The organism is Massilia sp. Soil_C_3, from assembly GCF_057657035.1.
Genome location: NZ_JBDGJG010000008.1, coordinates 187,148 through 207,188, shown reverse-complemented (window position 1 = coordinate 207,188; position 20,041 = coordinate 187,148). Strand labels below are relative to the sequence as shown.

Annotated in this window: 21 protein-coding genes; 11 read left to right on the top strand and 10 right to left on the bottom strand. The window is 66.9% G+C overall.

Going from position 1 to position 20,041, the window contains the following annotated elements; genetic code table 11:
• Positions 1-16 precede the first annotated feature (16 nt).
• From AC3A6F_RS18085 to AC3A6F_RS18060, 6 genes are all read left to right on the top strand, one after another.
• Positions 17-1,582 carry an O-antigen ligase family protein gene (locus AC3A6F_RS18085; protein ID WP_487683123.1) on the top strand — a complete coding sequence of 522 codons (1,566 nt, stop codon included), beginning with the start codon at positions 17-19 and terminating at the stop codon, positions 1,580-1,582.
• The gene (locus AC3A6F_RS18080) at positions 1,579-2,694 is read left to right on the top strand and encodes a glycosyltransferase family 4 protein (protein WP_487683121.1); all 1,116 of its coding nucleotides are present in this window, start codon (positions 1,579-1,581) and stop codon (positions 2,692-2,694) included. The genes AC3A6F_RS18085 and AC3A6F_RS18080 overlap by 4 nt, the downstream gene beginning before the upstream one ends.
• Positions 2,678-3,823 (top strand): glycosyltransferase, encoded by a 1,146-nt coding sequence (locus AC3A6F_RS18075; RefSeq protein WP_487683119.1) that lies wholly within the window; start codon positions 2,678-2,680, stop codon positions 3,821-3,823. The genes AC3A6F_RS18080 and AC3A6F_RS18075 overlap by 17 nt, the downstream gene beginning before the upstream one ends.
• 22 nt (positions 3,824-3,845) lie before the next feature.
• A complete protein-coding gene (locus AC3A6F_RS18070; protein ID WP_487683117.1) occupies positions 3,846-5,360 on the top strand; it encodes a lipopolysaccharide biosynthesis protein in 1,515 nt (504 codons plus the stop codon).
• 162 nt (positions 5,361-5,522) lie between these two features.
• Positions 5,523-6,977 carry a GNVR domain-containing protein gene (locus AC3A6F_RS18065; protein WP_487683115.1) on the top strand — a complete coding sequence of 485 codons (1,455 nt, stop codon included), beginning with the start codon at positions 5,523-5,525 and terminating at the stop codon, positions 6,975-6,977.
• A gap of 13 nt (positions 6,978-6,990) precedes the next feature.
• Positions 6,991-7,314 (top strand): superinfection immunity protein, encoded by a 324-nt coding sequence (locus AC3A6F_RS18060; protein ID WP_487683113.1) that lies wholly within the window; start codon positions 6,991-6,993, stop codon positions 7,312-7,314.
• On the opposite strand, the gene AC3A6F_RS18055 is transcribed toward AC3A6F_RS18060, so the two are convergent.
• On the bottom strand, positions 7,311-7,871 hold the full coding sequence (locus AC3A6F_RS18055) for a LuxR C-terminal-related transcriptional regulator (protein ID WP_487683111.1): 561 nt from the start codon (positions 7,869-7,871) through the stop codon (positions 7,311-7,313). The two genes, AC3A6F_RS18060 and AC3A6F_RS18055, sit on opposite strands and share 4 nt — an antisense overlap.
• 165 nt (positions 7,872-8,036) lie before the next feature.
• On the opposite strand from AC3A6F_RS18055, the gene AC3A6F_RS18050 reads away from it, so the two are divergent.
• Both AC3A6F_RS18050 and AC3A6F_RS18045 read left to right on the top strand, forming a co-directional pair.
• Positions 8,037-8,732 carry a CoA transferase subunit A gene (locus AC3A6F_RS18050; RefSeq protein ID WP_487683109.1) on the top strand — a complete coding sequence of 232 codons (696 nt, stop codon included), beginning with the start codon at positions 8,037-8,039 and terminating at the stop codon, positions 8,730-8,732.
• Between the two features lie 24 nt (positions 8,733-8,756).
• Positions 8,757-9,407: a 3-oxoacid CoA-transferase subunit B gene (locus AC3A6F_RS18045; protein WP_487683107.1), complete on the top strand. Its 651-nt coding sequence runs from the start codon at positions 8,757-8,759 to the stop codon at positions 9,405-9,407.
• 72 nt (positions 9,408-9,479) lie between these two features.
• Here the strand turns inward: AC3A6F_RS18045 and AC3A6F_RS18040 are convergent, their stop codons facing one another.
• The 9 genes from AC3A6F_RS18040 to AC3A6F_RS18000 form a co-directional block, all read right to left on the bottom strand.
• The gene (locus tag AC3A6F_RS18040; RefSeq protein ID WP_487683105.1) at positions 9,480-9,821 is read right to left on the bottom strand and encodes an energy transducer TonB; all 342 of its coding nucleotides are present in this window, start codon (positions 9,819-9,821) and stop codon (positions 9,480-9,482) included.
• 32 nt (positions 9,822-9,853) lie between these two features.
• Positions 9,854-10,210 carry an energy transducer TonB gene (locus AC3A6F_RS18035; protein ID WP_487683103.1) on the bottom strand — a complete coding sequence of 119 codons (357 nt, stop codon included), beginning with the start codon at positions 10,208-10,210 and terminating at the stop codon, positions 9,854-9,856.
• Positions 10,211-10,305: 95 nt separating this feature from the next.
• Positions 10,306-11,577, bottom strand: a complete 1,272-nt coding sequence (locus AC3A6F_RS18030) for a TonB family protein (RefSeq protein WP_487683101.1) — start codon at positions 11,575-11,577, stop codon at positions 10,306-10,308.
• Positions 11,574-11,960, bottom strand: coding sequence for a BlaI/MecI/CopY family transcriptional regulator (locus tag AC3A6F_RS18025; RefSeq protein WP_487683099.1), 387 nt, complete (start codon positions 11,958-11,960; stop codon positions 11,574-11,576). The genes AC3A6F_RS18030 and AC3A6F_RS18025 overlap by 4 nt, the downstream gene beginning before the upstream one ends.
• Before the next feature lie 119 nt (positions 11,961-12,079).
• Positions 12,080-12,484, bottom strand: coding sequence for a response regulator (locus tag AC3A6F_RS18020; RefSeq protein ID WP_487683098.1), 405 nt, complete (start codon positions 12,482-12,484; stop codon positions 12,080-12,082).
• Positions 12,477-12,980 carry a GAF domain-containing protein gene (locus AC3A6F_RS18015; protein ID WP_487683406.1) on the bottom strand — a complete coding sequence of 168 codons (504 nt, stop codon included), beginning with the start codon at positions 12,978-12,980 and terminating at the stop codon, positions 12,477-12,479. The genes AC3A6F_RS18020 and AC3A6F_RS18015 overlap by 8 nt, the downstream gene beginning before the upstream one ends.
• Before the next feature lie 121 nt (positions 12,981-13,101).
• Complete coding sequence (locus tag AC3A6F_RS18010; RefSeq protein WP_487683096.1) at positions 13,102-14,403, bottom strand: dicarboxylate/amino acid:cation symporter; 1,302 nt, start codon at positions 14,401-14,403, stop codon at positions 13,102-13,104.
• A gap of 189 nt (positions 14,404-14,592) precedes the next feature.
• A complete protein-coding gene (locus tag AC3A6F_RS18005; protein ID WP_487683404.1) occupies positions 14,593-15,513 on the bottom strand; it encodes a cupin domain-containing protein in 921 nt (306 codons plus the stop codon).
• A 34-nt stretch (positions 15,514-15,547) separates the two neighbouring features.
• Positions 15,548-16,330 carry a 3-hydroxybutyrate dehydrogenase gene (locus tag AC3A6F_RS18000; protein ID WP_487683094.1) on the bottom strand — a complete coding sequence of 261 codons (783 nt, stop codon included), beginning with the start codon at positions 16,328-16,330 and terminating at the stop codon, positions 15,548-15,550.
• A 144-nt stretch (positions 16,331-16,474) separates the two neighbouring features.
• On the opposite strand from AC3A6F_RS18000, the gene AC3A6F_RS17995 reads away from it, so the two are divergent.
• Genes AC3A6F_RS17995 through AC3A6F_RS17985 form a run of 3 tightly spaced genes read left to right on the top strand, consistent with a single transcriptional unit; the run spans position 16,475 to position 20,007 of the window.
• Positions 16,475-17,353: an alpha/beta fold hydrolase gene (locus AC3A6F_RS17995; protein ID WP_487683092.1), complete on the top strand. Its 879-nt coding sequence runs from the start codon at positions 16,475-16,477 to the stop codon at positions 17,351-17,353.
• Positions 17,354-17,406: 53 nt separating this feature from the next.
• Positions 17,407-17,757: a RidA family protein gene (locus AC3A6F_RS17990; RefSeq protein WP_487683090.1), complete on the top strand. Its 351-nt coding sequence runs from the start codon at positions 17,407-17,409 to the stop codon at positions 17,755-17,757.
• Between the two features lie 9 nt (positions 17,758-17,766).
• On the top strand, positions 17,767-20,007 hold the full coding sequence (locus AC3A6F_RS17985) for a RelA/SpoT family protein (RefSeq protein ID WP_487683088.1): 2,241 nt from the start codon (positions 17,767-17,769) through the stop codon (positions 20,005-20,007).
• Positions 20,008-20,041 lie beyond the last annotated feature (34 nt).

The following is a 20,041-nucleotide window of genomic DNA, read 5'->3' as shown; positions in this document are numbered from 1 at the left end:
ACCCGACGAGGAACCGATGAACGATCCGACCTTGCCACCACTGTTACGGCCGCTGTCGCCAGCGCTGTCGGCGTCCGCCGCGGCGCGGCCCGCCGGATCGGCGCCCGTGTACCTGGCCTGCCTGGGTGCGGCGCTGGCGGTGGGCCTGGCGTGCGAGCTCCTCGGCGGCCCGCGCGCCGCCGCCGTCCTCGGCGCCGGCGTGGTGGCGCTGCTCGGCATGCGCGATTTCCGGGTGCTGGCCGTGGCGGTGGCCTTCCTGCTGCCCTATGTGCCGACCTGGTTCCTGTCCGAAGGCGTGGCCGGCGTGTCCGGCCAGCGCATCGTCGGCCTGGTGATGCTGCTCGCCCTGGTGTCGGTTGCCTGCGGCCATGCGCTCGATCCCTGGCGCATCCGTTATCCCCGCTGGCGGCCGGTCTTCCTGGCCTATGTCGCCGTGTTCGTGTTCGCCGCCCTCAACGGCGCCCGGTCGGCGAGCGCCATTCCAGAGTATTTCAAGGTGCTCGAGGTGGTGCGCGAGACGACGCCGCTGGGCTACCTGAGGGTAAGCCTGTTCGCCCCGGCCCTGGTCATCGCCGGCTGTGCGATCGTGGGCCTGCTGGCGGCGAACGTGCGCGACCCGCGCTGGCTGCTGCTCCCGGTGCTGTCGTCGGCGGTGCTGCTGGCGGTGCTGGTCTGCCTGTTCGCGCTGCACGGCGCCAGCGCCGGCGCCGACCTGGCGCAGCAGGAATCGCGCCGCTCGCTGTCGGTGCTGGGCCTGCATGCGAACGAACTCGGCCTGCTGCTCAACATGGCGCTCGCGCTGGCGATCTGCGCCCTCGGGACGGCGCGGCGGTTAACGGCCCGGGCCGCGCTGGCGCTGGCCTGCCTGGCGCTGATGGGGGGCGTCCTGATGACCTTCTCGCGCGGCGCCTTCCTCGGGCTGGCGGTGGTCATCCTGTATGCGCTGGCGACCGCGCGCGGCCGCGGCTGGCCGCTGTGGGTGCTGGTCGCGCTGGCGCTGGCCGTGGCGCTGTCGTCCGATTCCCTGGCGCAGCGGGCGCTGCATGGCATCGGCGGCGGCGATCTCGACTTTCTCAGCTCGGGCCGGATCGATGCCATCTGGCTGCCGCTCGCGCCCGAAATACTCGACCACCCGATCCTGGGCGCCGGGCATGGATCGATCCTGTGGTCGCAGGCGGCGCAGGCGCGCACGATCCTGCCGGTGAGCCATCCGCACAGCGCCTACCTGGCCTCGCTGCTCGACGTCGGCATCGCCGGCAGCGTGCTGACCGCGCTGTTCTTCGCCCATGCGTGGCGACTGCTGCGGCGCGCGGCGCGCCAGGCCACCCGGCTCGGCCAGGGCGCGCTGACCGGGTTTTTCATTGGTGGCGCGGCCTGCATCCTGCTGCTGCTGGTCCAGGGTCTGACCGACGACAGCTTCATGCCGGCGTTTACGCATGTGTATTTCTGGCTGTGCTACGGCGCGGCGGTCGGGACCCTGGCCCGCGCGCAATCGGCAGACGCGCAGCCTCCGAGCGCGCAGCCTTTGGCTGCGCCACGCGTCCCGGCGCGCGGCCGGCCTGCTGTGGGGGAGGCGTTATGAAAGTCTGTTTCGTCGGCATGGACAACCTGCCGGTGCTGGCCGAAGAATTCAATATGCACGGGATCGGCGGCGAGCAGGTCCAGCAGACGCTGCTGGCCCAGGCACTGGTGCGGCGCGGCTTCGAGGTGAGCATGGTGGTGTACGACTACGGCCAGGCCGACCGCCGCAGCTGGTCTGGCATCGTCACCCACCGCGCGTTCCGCCAGACGGCCGGATTGCCGGTCCTGCGCTTCGTGTACCCACGCTGGATCAAGGCCTGGCGCGCCCTGCGGCGCGCCGATGCGGACGTTTACTACCTGAGCTGCGCCGGCATGCAGCTGGGGCTGGCGGCGCTGTTCTGCCGCCTTCACGGCCGCAAGCTGGTGTTTCGGGTCGCGCACGACAGCGACTGCGTGCCGGACGCGCTCCTGATCAAGTACCGGCGCGACCGCAAGCTGTACGAATACGGCTTGCGGCGGACGCACCTGGTGCTGGTCCAGACGCAGCACCAGCGCGACGCCATGCTGCAGAACTACCGGCGCCACAGCACGGTCGCGCGCATGCTGGTGCAGGCGGCGGCGGGGCCGGTGGAACGCGATATCGACGTGCTGTGGGTGAATAACCTGCGCCAGTTCAAGCGTCCCGACCTGCTGCTCGAGCTGGCGCGCCGCCTGCCGCGCCTGCGTTTCTGCATGATCGGCGGAGAGCAGCCGGGCGCCGCCGAACTGTATGCCGGCATCGCGGCGCAGGCCGCGCAGTTGCCCAACCTGTCCTTCAGCGGCCGTGTGCCCTATCACCGGATGGCCGGACGCTACGCGGCGGCGCGGGTGTTCGTCAATACCTCGGACAGCGAAGGCTTCCCCAACTCCTACCTGCAAGCCTGGATCCACGGCACGCCCACGGTCGCTTTCTTCGACCCCGACGGCGTGATCGCCCGCGAAGGACTCGGCCATGCGGCCACCACGCTGGACGACATGGCGGAGCAGGTCGCCGCCCTGGCCGCGGGCGGCGCCGACTGGCTTGCGCGCAGCGCGCGCTGCCGCGCCTACATGGAGCGGCATTATGCCGAGCAGGACGTGCTCGGCCCCTATCTGGATGGACTCGAGGAGCTCTGCCATGGAACAAGCAACTGAACGCCCGCTGCATGTGATGTTCCTGGTCGTGTCCGCCAGCGTCGGCGGGGCCGAAACCCATGCGGTGACACTGGCCCAGGCGCTCGACCGGCGCCGCTTCTCGGTGTCGCTGGTCTATCTCAAGGACGAGGCCGAGATCCCCGGCGCCTTCGACGACGAGCAGTGCCGGGTGTCGGCCTTCTGCCTCAACGCCCGCAACAAGCTCGACCTGGGCGCGGCGCGCCGGCTGTCCGACTACGCGGCAGAGCGCGAGGTCGACATCATCGTCTGCGCCAACCCGTATCCGCTGATCTATGCATGGGCGGTGCGGCTGCTGTCGCGGCGACGACTGCGCGTGGTCGAGATCCTGCATTCGACCGAGCCGTTCACGCGGCGCGCGTGGCTGCAAATGCACATGTATCGGCCCCTGATGTGGATGTCCGACCTGCTGGTGTTTGTCTGCAAGAACCAGCGCTCGTACTGGGAAACCCAGCGGGTGCGGGCGCGCAGCTCGCAGGTGGTGCACAACGGCGTAGACCTGGGCCGCTTCAGGAACGACTTCGGGCCGGCGCAGATCGGCGCTTTCCGGCGCCTGAACGGCTTCGCGGGCCACGACTACGTGGTCGGCATCTGCGGGATACTGCGTCAGGAGAAGGGACATCAAGACCTGCTGCGCGCGCTCCACATGGCGCGCGCGGCCGGCACCTGCGCCAAGTGCCTGATGATCGGGGACGGGCCGATGCGGCCGGCGATCGAGTCCACCATCGAGCGCCTGCGCCTGACGGGCGAGGTGGCGATTACGGGCGTGCTGGCCGACGTGCGGCTCGCCATTGCCTCGTGCGACGTGATCGTGGTGCCCTCGCATAACGAGACGTTTTCGATCGCGGCGCTCGAGGCGATGGCCCTGGGCAAGCCCCTGATCATGGCCGACGTGGGCGGCGCCTCGGAGCAGGTCGAGCACTCGAGCAATGGCTACCTGTATCCCAAGGCCGACGTGGCCGCGCTGTCCGACCGCATCCTGCGCATGGCCGATCCCGGCTGCCGGAGCGCGTTCGGCGCCGCCAGCCTGCGCAAGGTGATCAGCGAATTCTCGCTGACGCGGATGGTGGACGCCTACGTACGCGAACTCAGTGACCTGGTGCGCCACTGACATGCGACGCGCCCGACCCGCCATGGGATTGAGCCGGTCGGCGGCGTTCCTGACCGCCGGCGGCATGGTCGAATTCGCCCTGCAGTTCCTGCTGCCCGTGATCCTGGTGCGCCAGCTCGACATTGACACCTTCGGCCAGTACCGCTACCTGACCTTGATGCTGGGCACCGCGCTGGCGCTGGCGCCGGCCTTCATGCCGCAGGCGCTGTACTACTTCCTCCCGCGCGCCGGCGGCCGGCAACTGACGGTGATCGGCAACGCCGCCGCCTGGCTGGCCTGCATGGGCCTGGTCGTGGCCTTCCTCGTGAGTCCGGTCAGTCCCCTCGCGGGCGACCTGTCGCACGCGCTGCATCGGGCGACCCACGGCTTGTCGGCGCTATACCTGGGCCTGTCGGTGGTGCTGACGATCATGACCACGCTGGCAATCGCCGAGGGGCGCATCCTGTGGCATTGCAGCACCGAGCTGGCGCTCGCCCTGCTGCGCACCGCGCTGGTCGCCCTGGCCGCGGTCCTGTCGCACGATATCGCCTGGGTGGTGGCGGCGCTGGTGCTCGACGCCACGCTGCGCCTGGCGGTGCTGGCGGCCTATTTCCTGACCCGGCCTGGCGGCGCGCGCCTGCGCTGCGAGCCGGCGAGTCTGCTGGCGCAACTGCGCTATGCGCTGCCGTTCGCCGCGGGCGGCAGCCTGTTCGCGATGCGGGCCCAGGCCGACGGCTGGATCGCCGCGTCGGTCCTGCCCCAGCACGTCTTTGCCGCGTTCACCATCGGCGCCGTGGTGCTGCCGGTCGCCACGCTGATCCGCCAGCCGATCAACAGCGCCATGCTCCCGCACCTGAACCGCGCCTACGCCAGCGGCGCCCGCGCCGAAGTGCATGCGCTGCTGCTCAAGGGGAGCGGGGCGGCGACGCTGCTGCTGGCGCCCCTGGCCTGCGCGCTATTCCTGTTGGCGCCCGAGGTCGTGGCGCTGGTGTACACCGAACGCTATCTGGCGGCGGTTCCGGTGATGCGCCTGTACCTGCTGCTCGTCGTGCTGCAGTCGGTGGCGGTGGGCTTCGCGATGCCGGCGCTCGACATGGGCCGGCTGGCGCTGCGGATCAATCTTGCGGGGCTGGCGCTGTCGGTCGCCCTGAGCCTGGCCGGCGTGCACTGGTTCGGCCTGGCCGGGGCGGCGCTCGGCAGCGTGGCCGCCTTCCTGCTGTGCGAACTCGCCAATGCGCGCGCCGTGGGGAGGGTGCTGGGCCGGCCATGGCGGGCGATGTTTCCGCTGCGGCTGGCGGGGATGGTGCTGGGCGCCTGCGTGGCGGGAGTCCTGCTGGCCGAATGGTGCGCGCCGGCGTTCGGCGCCGATCCGTGGCGCGCCCTGGGGGGCAAGCTGGGTGTGTACGCCGTCGCGGCGCTGGCGCTGTTTGCCGCCTGCGGCGGCCTGGGAGAGCTGCGCCGCCTGTGCGCGCCGGTGGGCGGTCCGGGAGCGCAGATGAACCCTGAACCTGCTTCAGCGTCGGCTGGAGCCGCTTCGAGCACAAATACTGCTTGCTGAGTTACCGATCGCCTTGATTTAGCTCAGCAAGTAATGTGTTCATCCCGTTAGGGTAGAGATGGCACGCTTGCCTTCACGCGCCACGTCAGTCAAGGCCTGTCGGGATAGGCTTTTAAACAGCCGCGCAGCAGTGCGCTGCGCCGGTCCAACCGAGGGAACAGCATGGGCAAGAACGAGATCCTGACACCGGAAGCGACGCCATTGGACAGGTTCGATCCGGGCCCCGCGCTGGCGCCGTTCAGGCTAACGGAACATGTCGGGGTGATGGTGCGCCACCGGCTGTTCATCGTGCTGGTGACCTTGTCGGTGGCGGCCCTGGGCACCCTGTATTCGCTGGCGCGGCCACCGTCCTATACGGCCAACCTGCTGATCCACGTGACCGACATGCGCTCGTCCGAACCGCGCACGCTGCTCGGCTATACCACACCGGGCATGGCGTACAAGCGCGCCATGGCCGAAGCCGAACTGCTGCGCTCGCGTGCGGTCATCGGCGCGGCCGCGACGCGCCTGCGGCTCGACCTGGTGGCCGAGCCGCGCTACTTCCCGCTGATCGGCACGGCGCTGGCGCGCTGGAATACGCGCCACGACATGGCGCCGGCGCCCTACGGCGGCTATGCCTGGGGCGGCGAGCGCATCCGCGTGAGCGAGCTGGCGGTGCCCCCAGACCTGCTCGACCAGCCACTCCATGTCACGCGCCTCGACCGCGAGCGCTACAGCCTGCGCGCCGGGGACGGCCAGCGCGCCGTCGTCGGCCGGGTCGGCACGCCGCTGGTGGCGGCGCAGGGCGGCGGCAGCGTGCGCCTGACGGTCGACGCACTGGAGGGCGCCCCCGGCACCGCCTACCTGCTGGCGCGGCGCTCGGTCCCGGCCGTGATCGACGAGATCGGGGCCGCGCTGGACGTTGCCGAGCTCGGCAAGGATACCGGTGTCCTCAGCGTGAGGCTCCAGGGCGCCGAACCGCGCCGGATCACGGCCATCCTCAACGAGATCGGCAATGTCTATATGGAGCATGTGCGCAGCGAAAAAGCGAGCGAGTCGACCGGTTCGATGGACGTACTGCGCGCGCGTCTTCCCGCGCTGCGCCAGCGCGTCGCCGCCGCCGAGGAGCGCTACGAATCCTACCGCCGCCAGCACGGCGCCGCCGACGTCGCCGAAGATACGCGCCTGGCGCTCGGCCGGCTGTCCGCGACCCGCGAGCAACTGGCCCAGCTGCAGCGCAGGCGCGCCGAGCTCGGCGTGCGCTTCGGCGACCGGCATCCGGAACTGCTGGCACTGGACCGGCAGCTCGACGGCGCGCGCCAGGAGATCGCCGGCCTCGAGGCAGAGGCCGGACGCCTGCCCGCCGTGGCGACCGAGCTCGAGCGGCGCGTGCGCGACCTGAAGGCCGAGACCGACCTGTACAATGCGGTGCTGCGCCGGACCGAGGAACTCGACGTCGATGCCGGAGACCGCTCCAGCAACGTCAGGATCGTCGACGAGGCGGTCGTCCCAATGAAGCCGGCCGGTTCGCGCAAGCTGATCGTTGCTCTCTCCGTCGTGCTTGGCCTGTTCCTGGGCATCGGCGGAGCCTTCTTCCTGACCTTGCGTGAGCGGCTGCGCCAGCAGCTGCCCGCCTGACCCCGGAGGCCGCATGAAACGGATCGCGCGTATCGGGATCGTCCTGCTGGCCGCCAGCGCATTATGCCTCGTGCGCATCGTCCTCGTGCTGCTGGGGATCACGGTCTATCTATTGCTGCTGCCAGGTGTGATCGCCATGAAGCGCGACTATCCCCATGCCGACCGGGTGTTCCTGTGGTGCGCGCTGCTGGGCTGGACCGGGGCGGCCTGGGTCGCGGCCCTGGCCTTCGTGCTGACGCGGCGGACCAACCTCATGCCCGCGACTGCCGACCATCGGCCCTCCATGGCCACCGGTGACGGCGCCGTCGTATTTACCAAGCACGGACGGGACTGCTAGCCTCGCACACCCACCAGCTTGTGCACCAGCTCCGACGAAGTCGATGCCGCAAATTTGCGCATCAGGCTGGCCCGGTGCATTTCCACCGTGCGCGGGCTCAGGGCCGTATCGCGTGCGATCATCTTGCTCGTCTTTCCTTCCACCAGCAGCGCTGCGATCTCACGCTCGCGCGGGGTCAGTTGCGCCGTCACCGGGCGTTTTTCGCTGACGTCCTCGAAGGTCCAGACCCCGGCGCCCAGGGGCTGGGCCGGATCGAGCGCGCGCCCGGTCACATGGCACCAGAACAGTTCGCCGTTGGCGCGGCGCATGATGCGCTCATCCGAATAGCGTCCTTTCGCGTTCATGATGGGGATGATGCGATCGCCCGTGCGCAGGAACTCGTCCATGGTCGGATAGAGTACGCTGAACGATTGCCCCTGCAATTTTTCATTGGCATAACCGAACATCGCCGCCAGTGCGCCGTTGCAGGTCTGGATCACCCGGTCGACCGAGACGCACATACCGACCGGCGCGTGCTGGAAAATCATCTCGTAATCGATTGCACAAGGCGGATTCATGTGAGGTAGATCGACTGCTATGTTCATTCGCGGTGGTATGTGTGAAGGTGGGCCACGGATGCGGCCGTAGTTCTACGGTATTGTGCTTCGTTGTCACATATTCTATGCTGAGAGTCTACTCAGTAGTACACAAGAGCTTTGGCTTAACCTATAAAAGGGACGGGTATGAATAAAGTTTATCCTGACGCGCGCTCGGCTCTGGCCGGCATCGTTCAAGACGGCCAGACCATCGCCGTGGGCGGCTTCGGCCTGTGCGGCATTCCGGAAGCCCTGATCGCGGCACTGCGCGATTCGGGCGCCAAGAACCTCACCGCCATTTCCAACAACGCCGGGGTGGACGGTTTCGGCCTAGGGCAGTTGCTGGAAACGCGCCAGATCAAGAAGATGATCTCGTCCTACGTGGGCGAAAACAAGGAATTCGCGCGCCAGTTCCTGGCTGGCGAACTCGAACTCGAATTCACCCCGCAGGGCACGCTGGCCGAGAAGCTGCGCGCCGGCGGCGCCGGGATCCCGGCTTTCTTCACCAAGACCGGCTACGGCACCATCGTCGCGGAAGGAAAAGAAACCCGTGAGTTCAACGGCGAGCACTACGTGATGGAGCACGCGCTGTTCCCGGACGTGTCGCTGGTCAAGGCCCATATGGCCGACCGCGCCGGTAACCTGGTGTTCCGCAAGACTGCCCGCAACTTCAATCCGAACGTGGCCATGGCCGGCAAGGTCTGCATCGTGGAAGTCGAACAGCTGGTCGAGATCGGCGAGATCGATCCGGACCAGGTGCACCTGGCCAGCATCTTCGTGCACCGCATCGTCCACAATCCGACGCCCGAGAAACGCATCGAACAGCGCACCGTACGCGCCTGATCACCCACATTCGGAGACAAGAACATGGCATGGACTCGTGATGAAATGGCCGCGCGCGCGGCCGGGGAGCTGCAGGACGGCTTCTATGTGAACCTGGGCATCGGCTTGCCGACCCTGGTCGCCAACTATGTACCCAAGGATATCGAGGTGTTCCTGCAGTCCGAGAACGGCCTGCTGGGCATCGGCCCATTCCCGACCGAACAAGAAGTCGACGCCGACCTGATCAACGCCGGCAAGCAGACCGTGACGGCGCTGCCTGGCTCGGCCTACGTCAGTTCGGCCGATTCCTTCGGCATGATTCGCGGCGGCAAGATCAACCTGGCGATCCTGGGGGCAATGCAGGTGTCGGAACACGGCGACCTGGCCAACTGGATGATTCCAGGCAAGATGGTGAAGGGCATGGGCGGCGCGATGGACCTGGTGGCCGGCGTCAAGCGCGTGGTGGTCGTCATGGAACACGTCGCGACCGCCAAAGATGGCAGCACCAGCCACAAGATCCTGAAAAAATGCGACTTGCCGCTGACCGGGGTGGGCGTGGTCGACCGCATCATTACCGACCTCGGCGTGATCGACGTGACCGACACCGGCCTGAAGGTGGTCGAGCTGGCGCCGGGCGTGAGCTGTGACGAAATCGTGGCGGCGACCGGCTGCGAACTGGATACGTCGGCGCTGTAGTCGCCGCGTTTCCGAACGACAAAGGGCGCTGGTGACCAGCGCCCTTTGTCATTGCAGCCTGCCCAACGATACTTAATCCATCTTCCAGACGTAGTGCACGGAAGTCCAGGCACGCACCGGTTTCCCCTCACGCATTGCGGGTTTGAATGTGCAGGCCGAGAGGGCGCTGCGGGCCGCTTCGTCGAGCGATGCATCACCGCTCGAGGCTTGCAGGCGCGACTCGATGACCTTGCCGTCTGGCCCGATCAGCATGCCAAGGATCGTGGTCCCCTCGACCTTGTTTGCCTTCGCCTGTTCCGGATAGACCGGCCTGCTGCAGGAAGCATGGTTCCCGGCCGCCTGCGCTGCGTCGGCCGGCGTGGCGGCTTGGCGTGAGGGCGACTGCGCACAGCCGGCCAGGACAGCCGCGGACATGCCTGCAGCCGCAAGCAGGCGAATCACCCGCATCATTCCGGCACCCACGTGTATTTCAGCTCAGTCCATTGCTCCTTCGACGCACCATTCACCGTGCCCGGCTGGAACCGGCATTTGGCGAGCGCCGCGCGCGCCGCCTCGTCCAGCGAAGCATTGCCGCTGGTCTTGCGCACCACCGCTTCGCGCACCGTGCCGTCGGCCCTGACCAGGAAGGCGAGGGTGACGGTGCCTTCGACCTTGGCGGCCAGCGCTTGTGCAGAGTACTCCGGCTTGCGGCAAGACTTGAAATTCGCGACCGGCTCGGTGGTCACGCTGTCCGGCATGTCAGTGAAAGGATTGACCGGCGCCGTCCCGACGCAGCCGGCCAGGATCGTCGTTGTCAGTCCCATCGCCAGTCCCAGCCCCAGGATAGCTACGCGATGTTTTCCAGACCGGCCTGGAAGGGATGGGGTGCACTCCTTGATAGGCATTACTTTTCCTTTTCTCATTTAGAAACCCAGACGTACTGTACCTCAGTCCACTGCTCGGTCGGCTTGCCATCGACCGTGCCGGGCGTGAACGTGCACTTGGCCAGCGCCGTGCGAGCCGCCTCGTCCAGAGACGTGTCGCCGCTCGACTTGCGCAAGGCGGTCTCGCGTACCGCCCCTTCGGCGCTGACCAGGAAGCCGAGGGTCACCGTACCCTGGATATCGCGGGCCAGCGCCTCGGCCGGATACTTCGGCCGTTCGCAGGAGTCGAATTTCGCAATCGGAATATTGACGATGCTGTCGGTCTTAGCCATTGCCGGGCTGGACGCCGGCGTCTGGGCGCAACCGGCCAGGCCGGCGAGCAGGAATCCAAGCACCGGGATCGCGGCTTTCCAGTTCAGCGCTTCGGTATCGGGACGAACCAGTTGTTTGATGCGTGACATGAGATCTCCTCCGTTGGCCGCCTGGGCCAGGTGGTGGTTGGAGAACTGGCTTTTTTCCAGTTCAGAGAGGGCCAGGGCCAGGCGCCGCGGTTCGCCCAGTTGCCGTGCCGCGATGGCGTCGGCGATCTGTTCCCGTTCGACGCGGATGCGGCGCGAGATCCACCAGACCGCCGGGTGGTAGAACAACAGTGATTCGATGACGTTCTGGCACAGGTTGACCAGGTAGTCGTGACGCTGGATATGCGCCAGTTCGTGCGCCAGCAGCGCTTCCAGCAGGTGCGGGGGCATGCTGGTCACCAGCGAGGCCGGCACCAGCACGACCGGACGCCACCAGCCGGCCGTGACCGGGCTCGATAAACCGTTGACGATACGCAGGCGGATCGGCCGCGGCAAACCGAACTGCGCGGCGAGCCGGTCGACGCGGGCCTGCCATGCCGGATCCTGGCTTTCCCGCATGGCCGCGCGCCGCACCCACATGAGCCCCGCGATCATGCGCAGCGCCAGGAACAGCGCGCAGATGGCCCAGGCGCCGACGATCCAGGCCAGGTTGCGCTGGAACAGGCCGCTCCAGCCACTTTCTTGTGCCATGCCGACCGCGGCGCCGGACCACACGATCGCAAGGCCGCCATCGGCCCCGCTGTCGCTGCCCAAGCGCAGGAACAGCTCGGTTGCCGGCCATGCCAGGCACAGCAGCAGGCCGACGCAGGCGACGAGGTAGCGCGTTTGCGGACGCGCCTTGCGCAGAAGGGCGAGGGCGAGCGCGGTCTGGCCGCCGACCAGCGCGCCCTGCCAGCTGAAGTGGACCAGCGTCCAGCCGATGCTGTCGACGATGCCGAAGGCGTTCATCGCTTGTCCTCGTCTTTCAGGAGCTGCTCGATCTCGTCCCTTTCCTTCTTCGAGATGCCGCTATTCAGCGCGGCCAGCACCAGCGCCTTGGCCGAGCCCGAGAAGGCGCGCTGCATCAGGTCTTGCAGCAGATTGGTCTGCAGGGCGTCGCGCTCATGCACGGGCGCATACACGTGCGAACGCTCGCTCTCGTCGCGGCTGAGCAAGCCCTTGCCGTGCATGACCTGCATCAGGCGCAAGACCGTGGCATACGTGACGTCGGGGCGCTGCGGGAGCATCGCCTCGTGCACCTGCTTGGCGGTGGCCGCGCCGAGCGGCCACAGCACTTGCAGCAGGTCGAGTTCGGCGGGCGTGGGCTTGGGAGCGTCGGGGGAGCGCGGCATGGCATGACCTCGTCTGTTCAGGATGTACCTAGATTATCCTGTCTAGATTGCGATGTCTACATCAATTCGCGTGTTCACCCGTGCTGGGTAGTGTGAGGCGATGCCACAGTAATGGCTGGTCAGGGCAGGCGCGGATTCGCGCCGAATTTCTCGATCGTTTCCAGCAGCACCTTGGCCCGAAATGGCTTGAGAATGACGCGGCTGATATTGCGGTCGCGTAGCGCGCTCAGCAGTTCCGCCGTCGCCTGCTCGGCCATGATGGCGATCGGCATTGTCTTGCCAGGCGTATCGTCGGCGCGCAAGCGGTCGATCAGGCCCAGGTCGTATTGCCGGTTGACGCCACGACCCACGCAATCGACGGCGACCACGGCGCCGTGGAAAGTGCGCGAGCGCAGCAGGCGCAGCGCGGCGTCGTTGCTGGCCGCTTCATGCACTTGGCTCATGCCGAGGCTGCGCGCCGTCATGACCACGGTGCGGCGCAACATCGGCTCCGGTTCGACTAGCAGGATGTGGCTGTCAGGCATCGTGTTTTTCCTCCGCGCGCGCCAGTTCCATCACCGCCAGGTCGCGCAGCGTACCCAGGATGCCCAGGTCGAGCGCGTCGAGCGTGCGCGGCCGGCGGTCGATCAGGCACAGGGTGCCCAGGCGCAGGCCTGAGGACAGCTCCAGCGGCGCACCGGCATAGAAGCGGATGTGCGGCGCGCCCGTCACCAGCGGGTTGTCGGCGAAGCGTGGGTCTTGCAGCGCATCCTCGACCACCATGATGGCGTCGCCCAGGATGGCGTGCGAGCAGAACGAGATGTCGCGGCCCGTCTCGCACACTTGCGTGCCAACGCGCGCCTTGAACCACTGGCGCTCGCTGTCGAGCAGGGTAATCAGGACGATCGGCATGTCGAATTCGCTGGCGGCGAACCGGGCGATCTTGTCGAAGCGTTCCTCGGGCGGGGTGTCGAGGATCAGCAGTTCGTACAGCGCGGCCAGGCGCGCGGCTTCGTTATCGGGTTTGGCGGCGATGTGCATCGTGGGCGCGGTCGTCAATCTTGGTAGCCGCAATATAACAGACCCGTTAGGGCATAAAAACGCCGGCGAAAAAAAACCGTGTCACGAGGACACGGTTTTTTTGGAGCGGGGAAGCGCGGGATTACGCCGCTTCGCGCACTTCCTTCATGCTGTTCTGGTCGTCGATATGCACACGGCCACTCAGGACGTCGTCCATGCGCGCCGAATCCAGTTCCTTCTCCCACTTCGACACCACGACCGTCGCAACGCCGTTGCCGATGAAGTTGGTCAGGGCGCGCGCTTCGCTCATGAAGCGGTCGATGCCGAGGATCAGGGCCATGCCCGCCACCGGAATGGTCGGCACCACGGCCAGGGTCGCGGCCAGCGTGATGAAGCCGGCGCCGGTGATGCCCGATGCGCCCTTCGAGGTCAGCATCGCCACCAGCAGGATGGTCAGCTCCTGGGTCAGGGTCAGGTCGGTATTGGTTGCCTGCGCCACGAACAGCGCCGCCATCGTCATATAGATATTGGTGCCGTCCAGGTTGAACGAGTAGCCGGTCGGGACCACGAGGCCGACCACTGGCTTCGAGCAGCCCAGCTTTTCCAGCTTGCGCATCAGGTTCGGCAGGGCGCTTTCCGACGACGAGGTGCCCAGTACGATCAGCAGTTCTTCCTTGATGTACTTGATGAACTTGAAGATCGAGAAGCCGGTGAACTTGGCGATCAGGCCCAGCACGACGAACACGAACAGCGCGCAGGTCAGGTAGAACGAACCCATCAGCTTGGCCAGCGGCAGCAGCGAGGCGATGCCGTATTTGCCGATGGTGAAGGCCATCGCGCCGAAGGCGCCGAGCGGGGCGACTTTCATGACGATGTTGACGATGCCGAAGATCACGTGGGCGATGTCGTCGATGAACTTGGTCACCGGACGGCCGCGTTCGCCCATCATCGACAGCGAGAAGCCGAACAGGATTGCGACCAGCAGCACCTGCAGGATGTTGCCGGTGGCGAAAGCATCCACGAACGTCGTCGGGATGATGTGCATGATGAACTCGGTCGTGGTCTGGGCATGCGCATTGGTGGTGTATTGCGCGATCGAGCTCGAATCGAGGTGGGCCGGATCGACGTTGAAGCCGGCGCCCGGCTTGGCCACGTTGGCGACGATCAGGCCGATGGCCAGGGCGAAGGTCGACACGACTTCGAAATAGATCAGCGCCTTGCCGCCGACGCGGCCGATCTTCTTCATGTCCTGCATCCCGGCGATGCCGGCGACGACGGTACAGAAGATCACGGGGGCGATGATCATCTTGATCAGTTTGATAAAGCCGTCTCCCAAAGGCTTCATCGCGGTGCCCAGTTCGGGGTAGAACACCCCCAGCATCACGCCAAGAACAATGGCGATCAGCACCTGGACATACAGTACTTTATAAAAAGGCTTCTTCATGGCAACTCTTCAACGAGGTTGGTGGTTGTTCCATGTTGGAGCAATCGTTCCCAGCGGGCTATTGTGGAAATCCGCATGCTGCACTGCACCAGGGCATCGCGGAAAACCACGCACCGCGGCGGTGCGAGAGAGAAGGGGCGTCAGCAGCGCGTGCGCCATGGTTCTTCTGGCAGAGGGCAGTACCTGGCTTCAGGCGGCGTGTGCGGCGCGGCGCCAGGCGCCCGGCCCCACGCCGTAGCGGCGCTTGAAGACCCGGTTGAACGCGGCCTCGGACTGGTAACCGACCGCTTCGCCGATCGCCGCGATCGGCCGCGTGTCGCGCGCCAGCCACTGCACCGCCTGGGTCATGCGCAACTGCACCAGGGCATCGAGCGGCGTCGTGCCCGCCAGCTGGCGGAACAGGCGCGCGAAGGTAGCGCGCGACATGAAGCAGGCCGCCGCCAGTTCTTCCACCAGCCAGGGGCGGTCCAGCTGCGCCAGCATCAGGCGCAGCGCGGGGCCAAGGCGGCGGTCGGCGAGCACCGCCAGCAGGCCAGGCGTGGTCGGGCTGTCGTCGAGCCAGGCGCGCAGCAAAAGCGTGAACAGCGCCCCGGACAGTTGCGCCACCACGGCCGCGGCGCCGGGCCGGGCGCTGTCGGCTTCGCTGCGCAGCATCGTCACCAGCGCCAGCAGGCCGGCGAAGTCGGGGCGTGAAGAGGCGTGCACGACGATCATGGCGGGCAGCGCCGGCTGCAGGACGCGGCGCGCGCCGTCGTCGAACACGAACTGGCCGCACAGGATGCCGGTAGGCGCGCCGTCGCCGCCATTGCTCACCCAGCGCAGCGGTTCAGGGCCCGGCACGTCCACCAGTGGGCGCGCCTGTTGCGCCGGGCCGGCATGCAAGCGGTGCGCGCTGCCCTGCGGGAAGACGACGACGTCGCCCGCGCGCAACGCGATCCGTTCGCCGCCGGGCGTGTCGACCGCGGCTTCGCCCTCGACGATCAGGTGGTAGGGCGCCACGCCGGCGCCGGCCACCGGCTGCTCCAGCACCCAGGGTGCGGCCAGTGCGCAGCGGATGTCGAGCGAGGTGCGCAGCGTGAACAGCGACAGCAGGCGGCTGAGCGCATCGATGCCCTGGGCCGCGCCGCCGTCGGCTACCTCGGGCTTATTGCGCAGCCCAGCCTCCGTCCATATTCCAGGCCACGCCGCGTACCTGGTTGGCGGCCGGGCTGCAGAAGAACACGGCCAGCGCGCCCAGTTCTTCCGGGGTCACGAATTCGCCCGACGGTTGTTTCTCGGACAGCAAGGCCTTGCGTGCGGCGTCGTTGTCCAGGCCCTCGCGTGCGGCGCGGTCGTCCACCTGTTTCTGCACCAGCGGGGTCAGCACGAAACCGGGACAGATCGCATTCGCGGTCACGCCGGTCTGCGCCGTCTCGAGCGCCGTCACCTTGGTAAAGCCGACCAGGCCGTGCTTGGCGGCGACGTAGGCCGATTTCTGGCTCGATCCCACCAGGCCGTGCACCGACGCCAGGTTGATGATGCGGCCCCAGTTTTTCTGCTTCATGCCGGGCAGGGCCAGGCGGGTGGTGTGGAAGGCCGAGCTGAGGTTGATGGCGATGATGGCGTCCCATTTCTCGGTGGGGAAGTCCTCGACCGAGGCCACGTGCTGGATGCCGGCATTGTTGACCAGCACGTCGACCCCGCCGAATTTCTCAAGGGCGTAGGCCATCATGGCCTCGATGTCGTCTGGCTTGGACATGTCGGCGTTGTGGTAGGCCGTTTGCACCCCGAATTCGGCGCCGATGTCGGTGTACAGCTTCTCGATCTGCTGGGCGTCGCCGAAGCCGTTGAACACGATGTTGGCGCCCTGTTCGGCCAGCGAGCGCGCGATCCCGAGCCCGATGCCCGAGGTCGAACCGGTGACGAGAGCCGTTTTGCCAACTAGCATGGTGGATTTCATTGTGTCCTCTATATGAAGGTGATCGGGGGAACTTCCTAAGAATTGGTAGAATTCTAATCGCAACACCATCACGATGGTGAATTGCAGAACCGCCGTCAACCGGCGGGTCCATATTGTCATCACGGAGTCACGATGTCTGAACCCAGATTAAGAAGCGTCCAGTGCAGCTCGCCCGCCGGGCTGCACCGCGTCGCCTATAAGGAATGGGGCGACGCGGACAATCCGAAGGTGCTGGTGTGCGTACACGGCGTGACCCGCGTCGGCGACGATTTCGACCATCTGGCGCGCGCCCTGTGCGATGAGTATCGCGTGGTCTGCCCGGACATCGTGGGGCGCGGGCGCTCTGATCGCCTGCGCGATCCGGCCTATTACACGGTGCCGCAATACGTGGCCGATATGGTGACGCTGATCGCGCGCGTGACGGCCGGCGCCGACGACGAAGGCGTGGCCTGGTTCGGCACCTCGATGGGCGGCCTGATCGGCATGGCGCTGGCCGCGCTCGAGGGCAATCCGGTGCGCAGGTTCGTGCTCAACGATATCGGGCCGGTGCTCGATGGCGCGGCGCTGCGGCGCATCGGCGACTACATCGGCCAGGACCTGCGCTTCCCCAGCTTCGCCGCCGGGGCCGAGTTCGTGAAAACGGTGTCGGCATCCTTCGGCCCGCATTCCGACGACGAATGGCGCAAGCTGGCAGCCGACGTCCTGCGCGAGGGGCAGGACGGCCAGTGGGAGCGCCACTACGACTTGAACCTGGCGCAACCGTTCCGGGCCATCACGCTGGAAGGCGCCGCCCAGGACGAGGCCGCGCTGTGGGCGGCCTGGGATGCAATCGGCTGCCCGACCCTGCTGGTGCGCGGCGAGCATTCCGACCTGCTGTCGCGCGCGACGGCGCAGCAGATGACGCAGCGCGGACCGCGTCCGAGCCTGGTCGAGATCCCCGGGGTGGGCCATGCGCCGACCTTCGTGCACGACGACCAGATCGCGATCGCGCGCAGGTTTTTAATCGGATGAATTTTTAATCGGGACCGGCACGGTTCCGCCTTTAGACAAAGAAGAAAGAGATCATGGAAATCAAACGACTGTATGTGGGCAAACGCCTGTCCGAAGTAGCGATCCACAACGACACCATCTACCTGGCCGGCCAGATCGCCGAGGACACCAGCCAGGGCATCGAAGAGCAGATGCGCGAAGTGCTGGGCCACGTCGACCGCCTGCTGGGCGAGGCCGGCAGCGACAAGACCTGCATCCTCTCCTGCCAGATCTTCATCTCCAGCATGGACAACTTCCCCGGCATGAACAGCGTCTGGGACGAGTGGGTGGCGCAGGGGCATACCCCGCCGCGCGCGACCGTCGAAGCCAGGCTCGCCAACCCCGCCTGCCTCGTCGAGGTCTGCGTCATCGCCGCCCTGCGCTAAGGCAGGGTTATGGTATCGACCGCCCTGCTGGGCGACGTCAACAGCGGCCTGGTCCAGGGACTGGGGCAGGAGGACTGCGTGCGCGTGCACGCGGCGCTCGAGTACGCGGCCGCGGGCTATGGCGAGCGGGTCGCGGCCTCGGGCCAGGGCGCTTTCGAGTTCTCGCTCGGGGCGGCCGGCACCCTGGCCTTCCTGAACACCGACGCCGAGACCCGCATCGCGGGCCTCTTGTTCGAACTGGCGCTGATGGATCCCTCCACCTTCGGGCGCATCGAGGAGCGCTTCGGCCCCGAGGTGGCGGCGCTGGTGCAGGGCGTGCACCAGCTGATCCGCCTGCGCGACCTGACCGTCGGCCAGGCGCCGGTGGGCAGCGGCAAGAACGCGGCCCAGCAGGCCGCGGCCCAGAACGAAACGCTGCGCAAGATGCTGCTGGCGATGGCCACCGACATGCGCGTGGTCCTGATGCGCCTGGCCTCGTGCGCCGCCACCTTGCGCTACTTCGCCGAACATAAACGCTTCGACGAGGTCACGCGCGCCTATGGCCGTGAAGTGCTGGACTTCTATGCGCCGCTGGCCAACCGGCTCGGCATCTGGCAACTGAAATGGGAGCTGGAAGACCTGGCCTTCCGCTTCATCGAGCCGGACACCTATAAACGCATCGCCAAGATGCTCGAAGAGAAGCGCATGTCGCGCGAGAGCTTCGTGGCCTCGTCGATCGCGCGCCTGCAAGACGAACTGGCCGCGGCCGGCATCAAGGCCGACGTCTCGGGGCGGCCGAAGCATATCTACAGCATCTGGAGCAAGATGCGCGGCAAGGAGCTCGATTTCTCGGAGCTGTACGACGTGCGCGCCTTCCGTGTGATCGTGCCCGACATTAAGACCTGCTACACGGTGCTGGGCGTGATCCACAATATCTGGACCCCGGTGCCGAAGGAGTTCGACGACTACATCTCGCGGCCCAAGCCGAACGGCTACCGCTCGCTGCACACGGTGGTGACGGCCGACGACGGCCGTCCGCTCGAAGTGCAGATCCGCACGCAAGAGATGCACAACTTCGCCGAGTACGGTATCGCCGCCCACTGGCGCTACAAGGAAGAGGGCGGCTCCAACTTCAAGAGCCAGGCCTACGACGAAAAGATCGCCTGGCTGCGCCAGCTGCTGGCCTGGAAGACCGACGTCACCGATGCCGTGGCCGGCCAGGAAGACCTGCAGAAGGAGTGGGTCGAGAAGCTCAAGGCGACCAGCCTGGACGACCGCATCTTCGTGCTGACCCCGCAGGCGCGGGTGCTGGAGCTGCCGGTCGGCGCCACGCCGATCGACTTCGCCTACCACCTGCACAGCGATGTCGGCCACCGCTGCCGCGGCGCCAAGATCGACGGCACGATGGTGCCGCTGAATACGCAGCTCAAGAACGGCCAGACCTGCGAGATCATCACCGCCAAGGGCGGCAGCGTCGGCCAGGGGCCGTCGCGCGACTGGCTCAGCCCCGGTTACGCTGCCAGCAGCCGCACCCGCTCCAAGATCCGCGCCTGGTTTCATGCCCTGGACCAGGCCGAGACCCTGGCCCAGGGCCGCGCCGCGGTCGAAAAATCGCTCCAGCGCGAAGGCAAGACCGCGGTCAACCTCGAACTTCTCGCGCAAAAGCTGGGCTTCGCCAAGGTCGACGAACTGTTCATCGAGGTCGGCAAGGACAAGTTCAGCCTGCGCCACGTCGAAGCGGCGCTGCATGAGGGCGCGGAACCGGCGCCCGTCGAAGACGCGGCGGTGGTCAATAAAAGCCGCGCCTCGAGCGTGGAGCAGGGCGCCAAGTCGGGCGTGCTGGTGGTGGGCACCGATGGCCTGATGACGGTGCTGGCCAAGTGCTGTAAACCAGCGCCGCCGGATCCGATCGTCGGCTTCGTCACGCGCGGCAAGGGCGTCTCGATCCATCGCCTCAGTTGCAAGAACTTCGCCGAAATGCAGGCCAAGTCGCCCGAGCGGGTGATCCATGTCGAGTGGGGGATGGCCGGGGTGGAAACCGTGTACCCGGTCGACCTGTTCATCCTGGCGCAAGACCGGCAAGGCCTGCTGCGCGACATCTCCGAGGTGTTTTCGCGCGAGAAGATCAATGTGATCGGGGTGAACACCCAGAGCGCCAAGGGCCAGGCGCGCATGGTGTTTACGGCGGAGATTGGGTCGACGGCGCAGGCGCAGAAGGCGCTGGCGGCGATCATGGAGGTGTCGGGGGTGATGGAGGCGAGGAGGCAGTAGGGTGCGCGTGCGAACGTAATCATTTGTCAGGAAC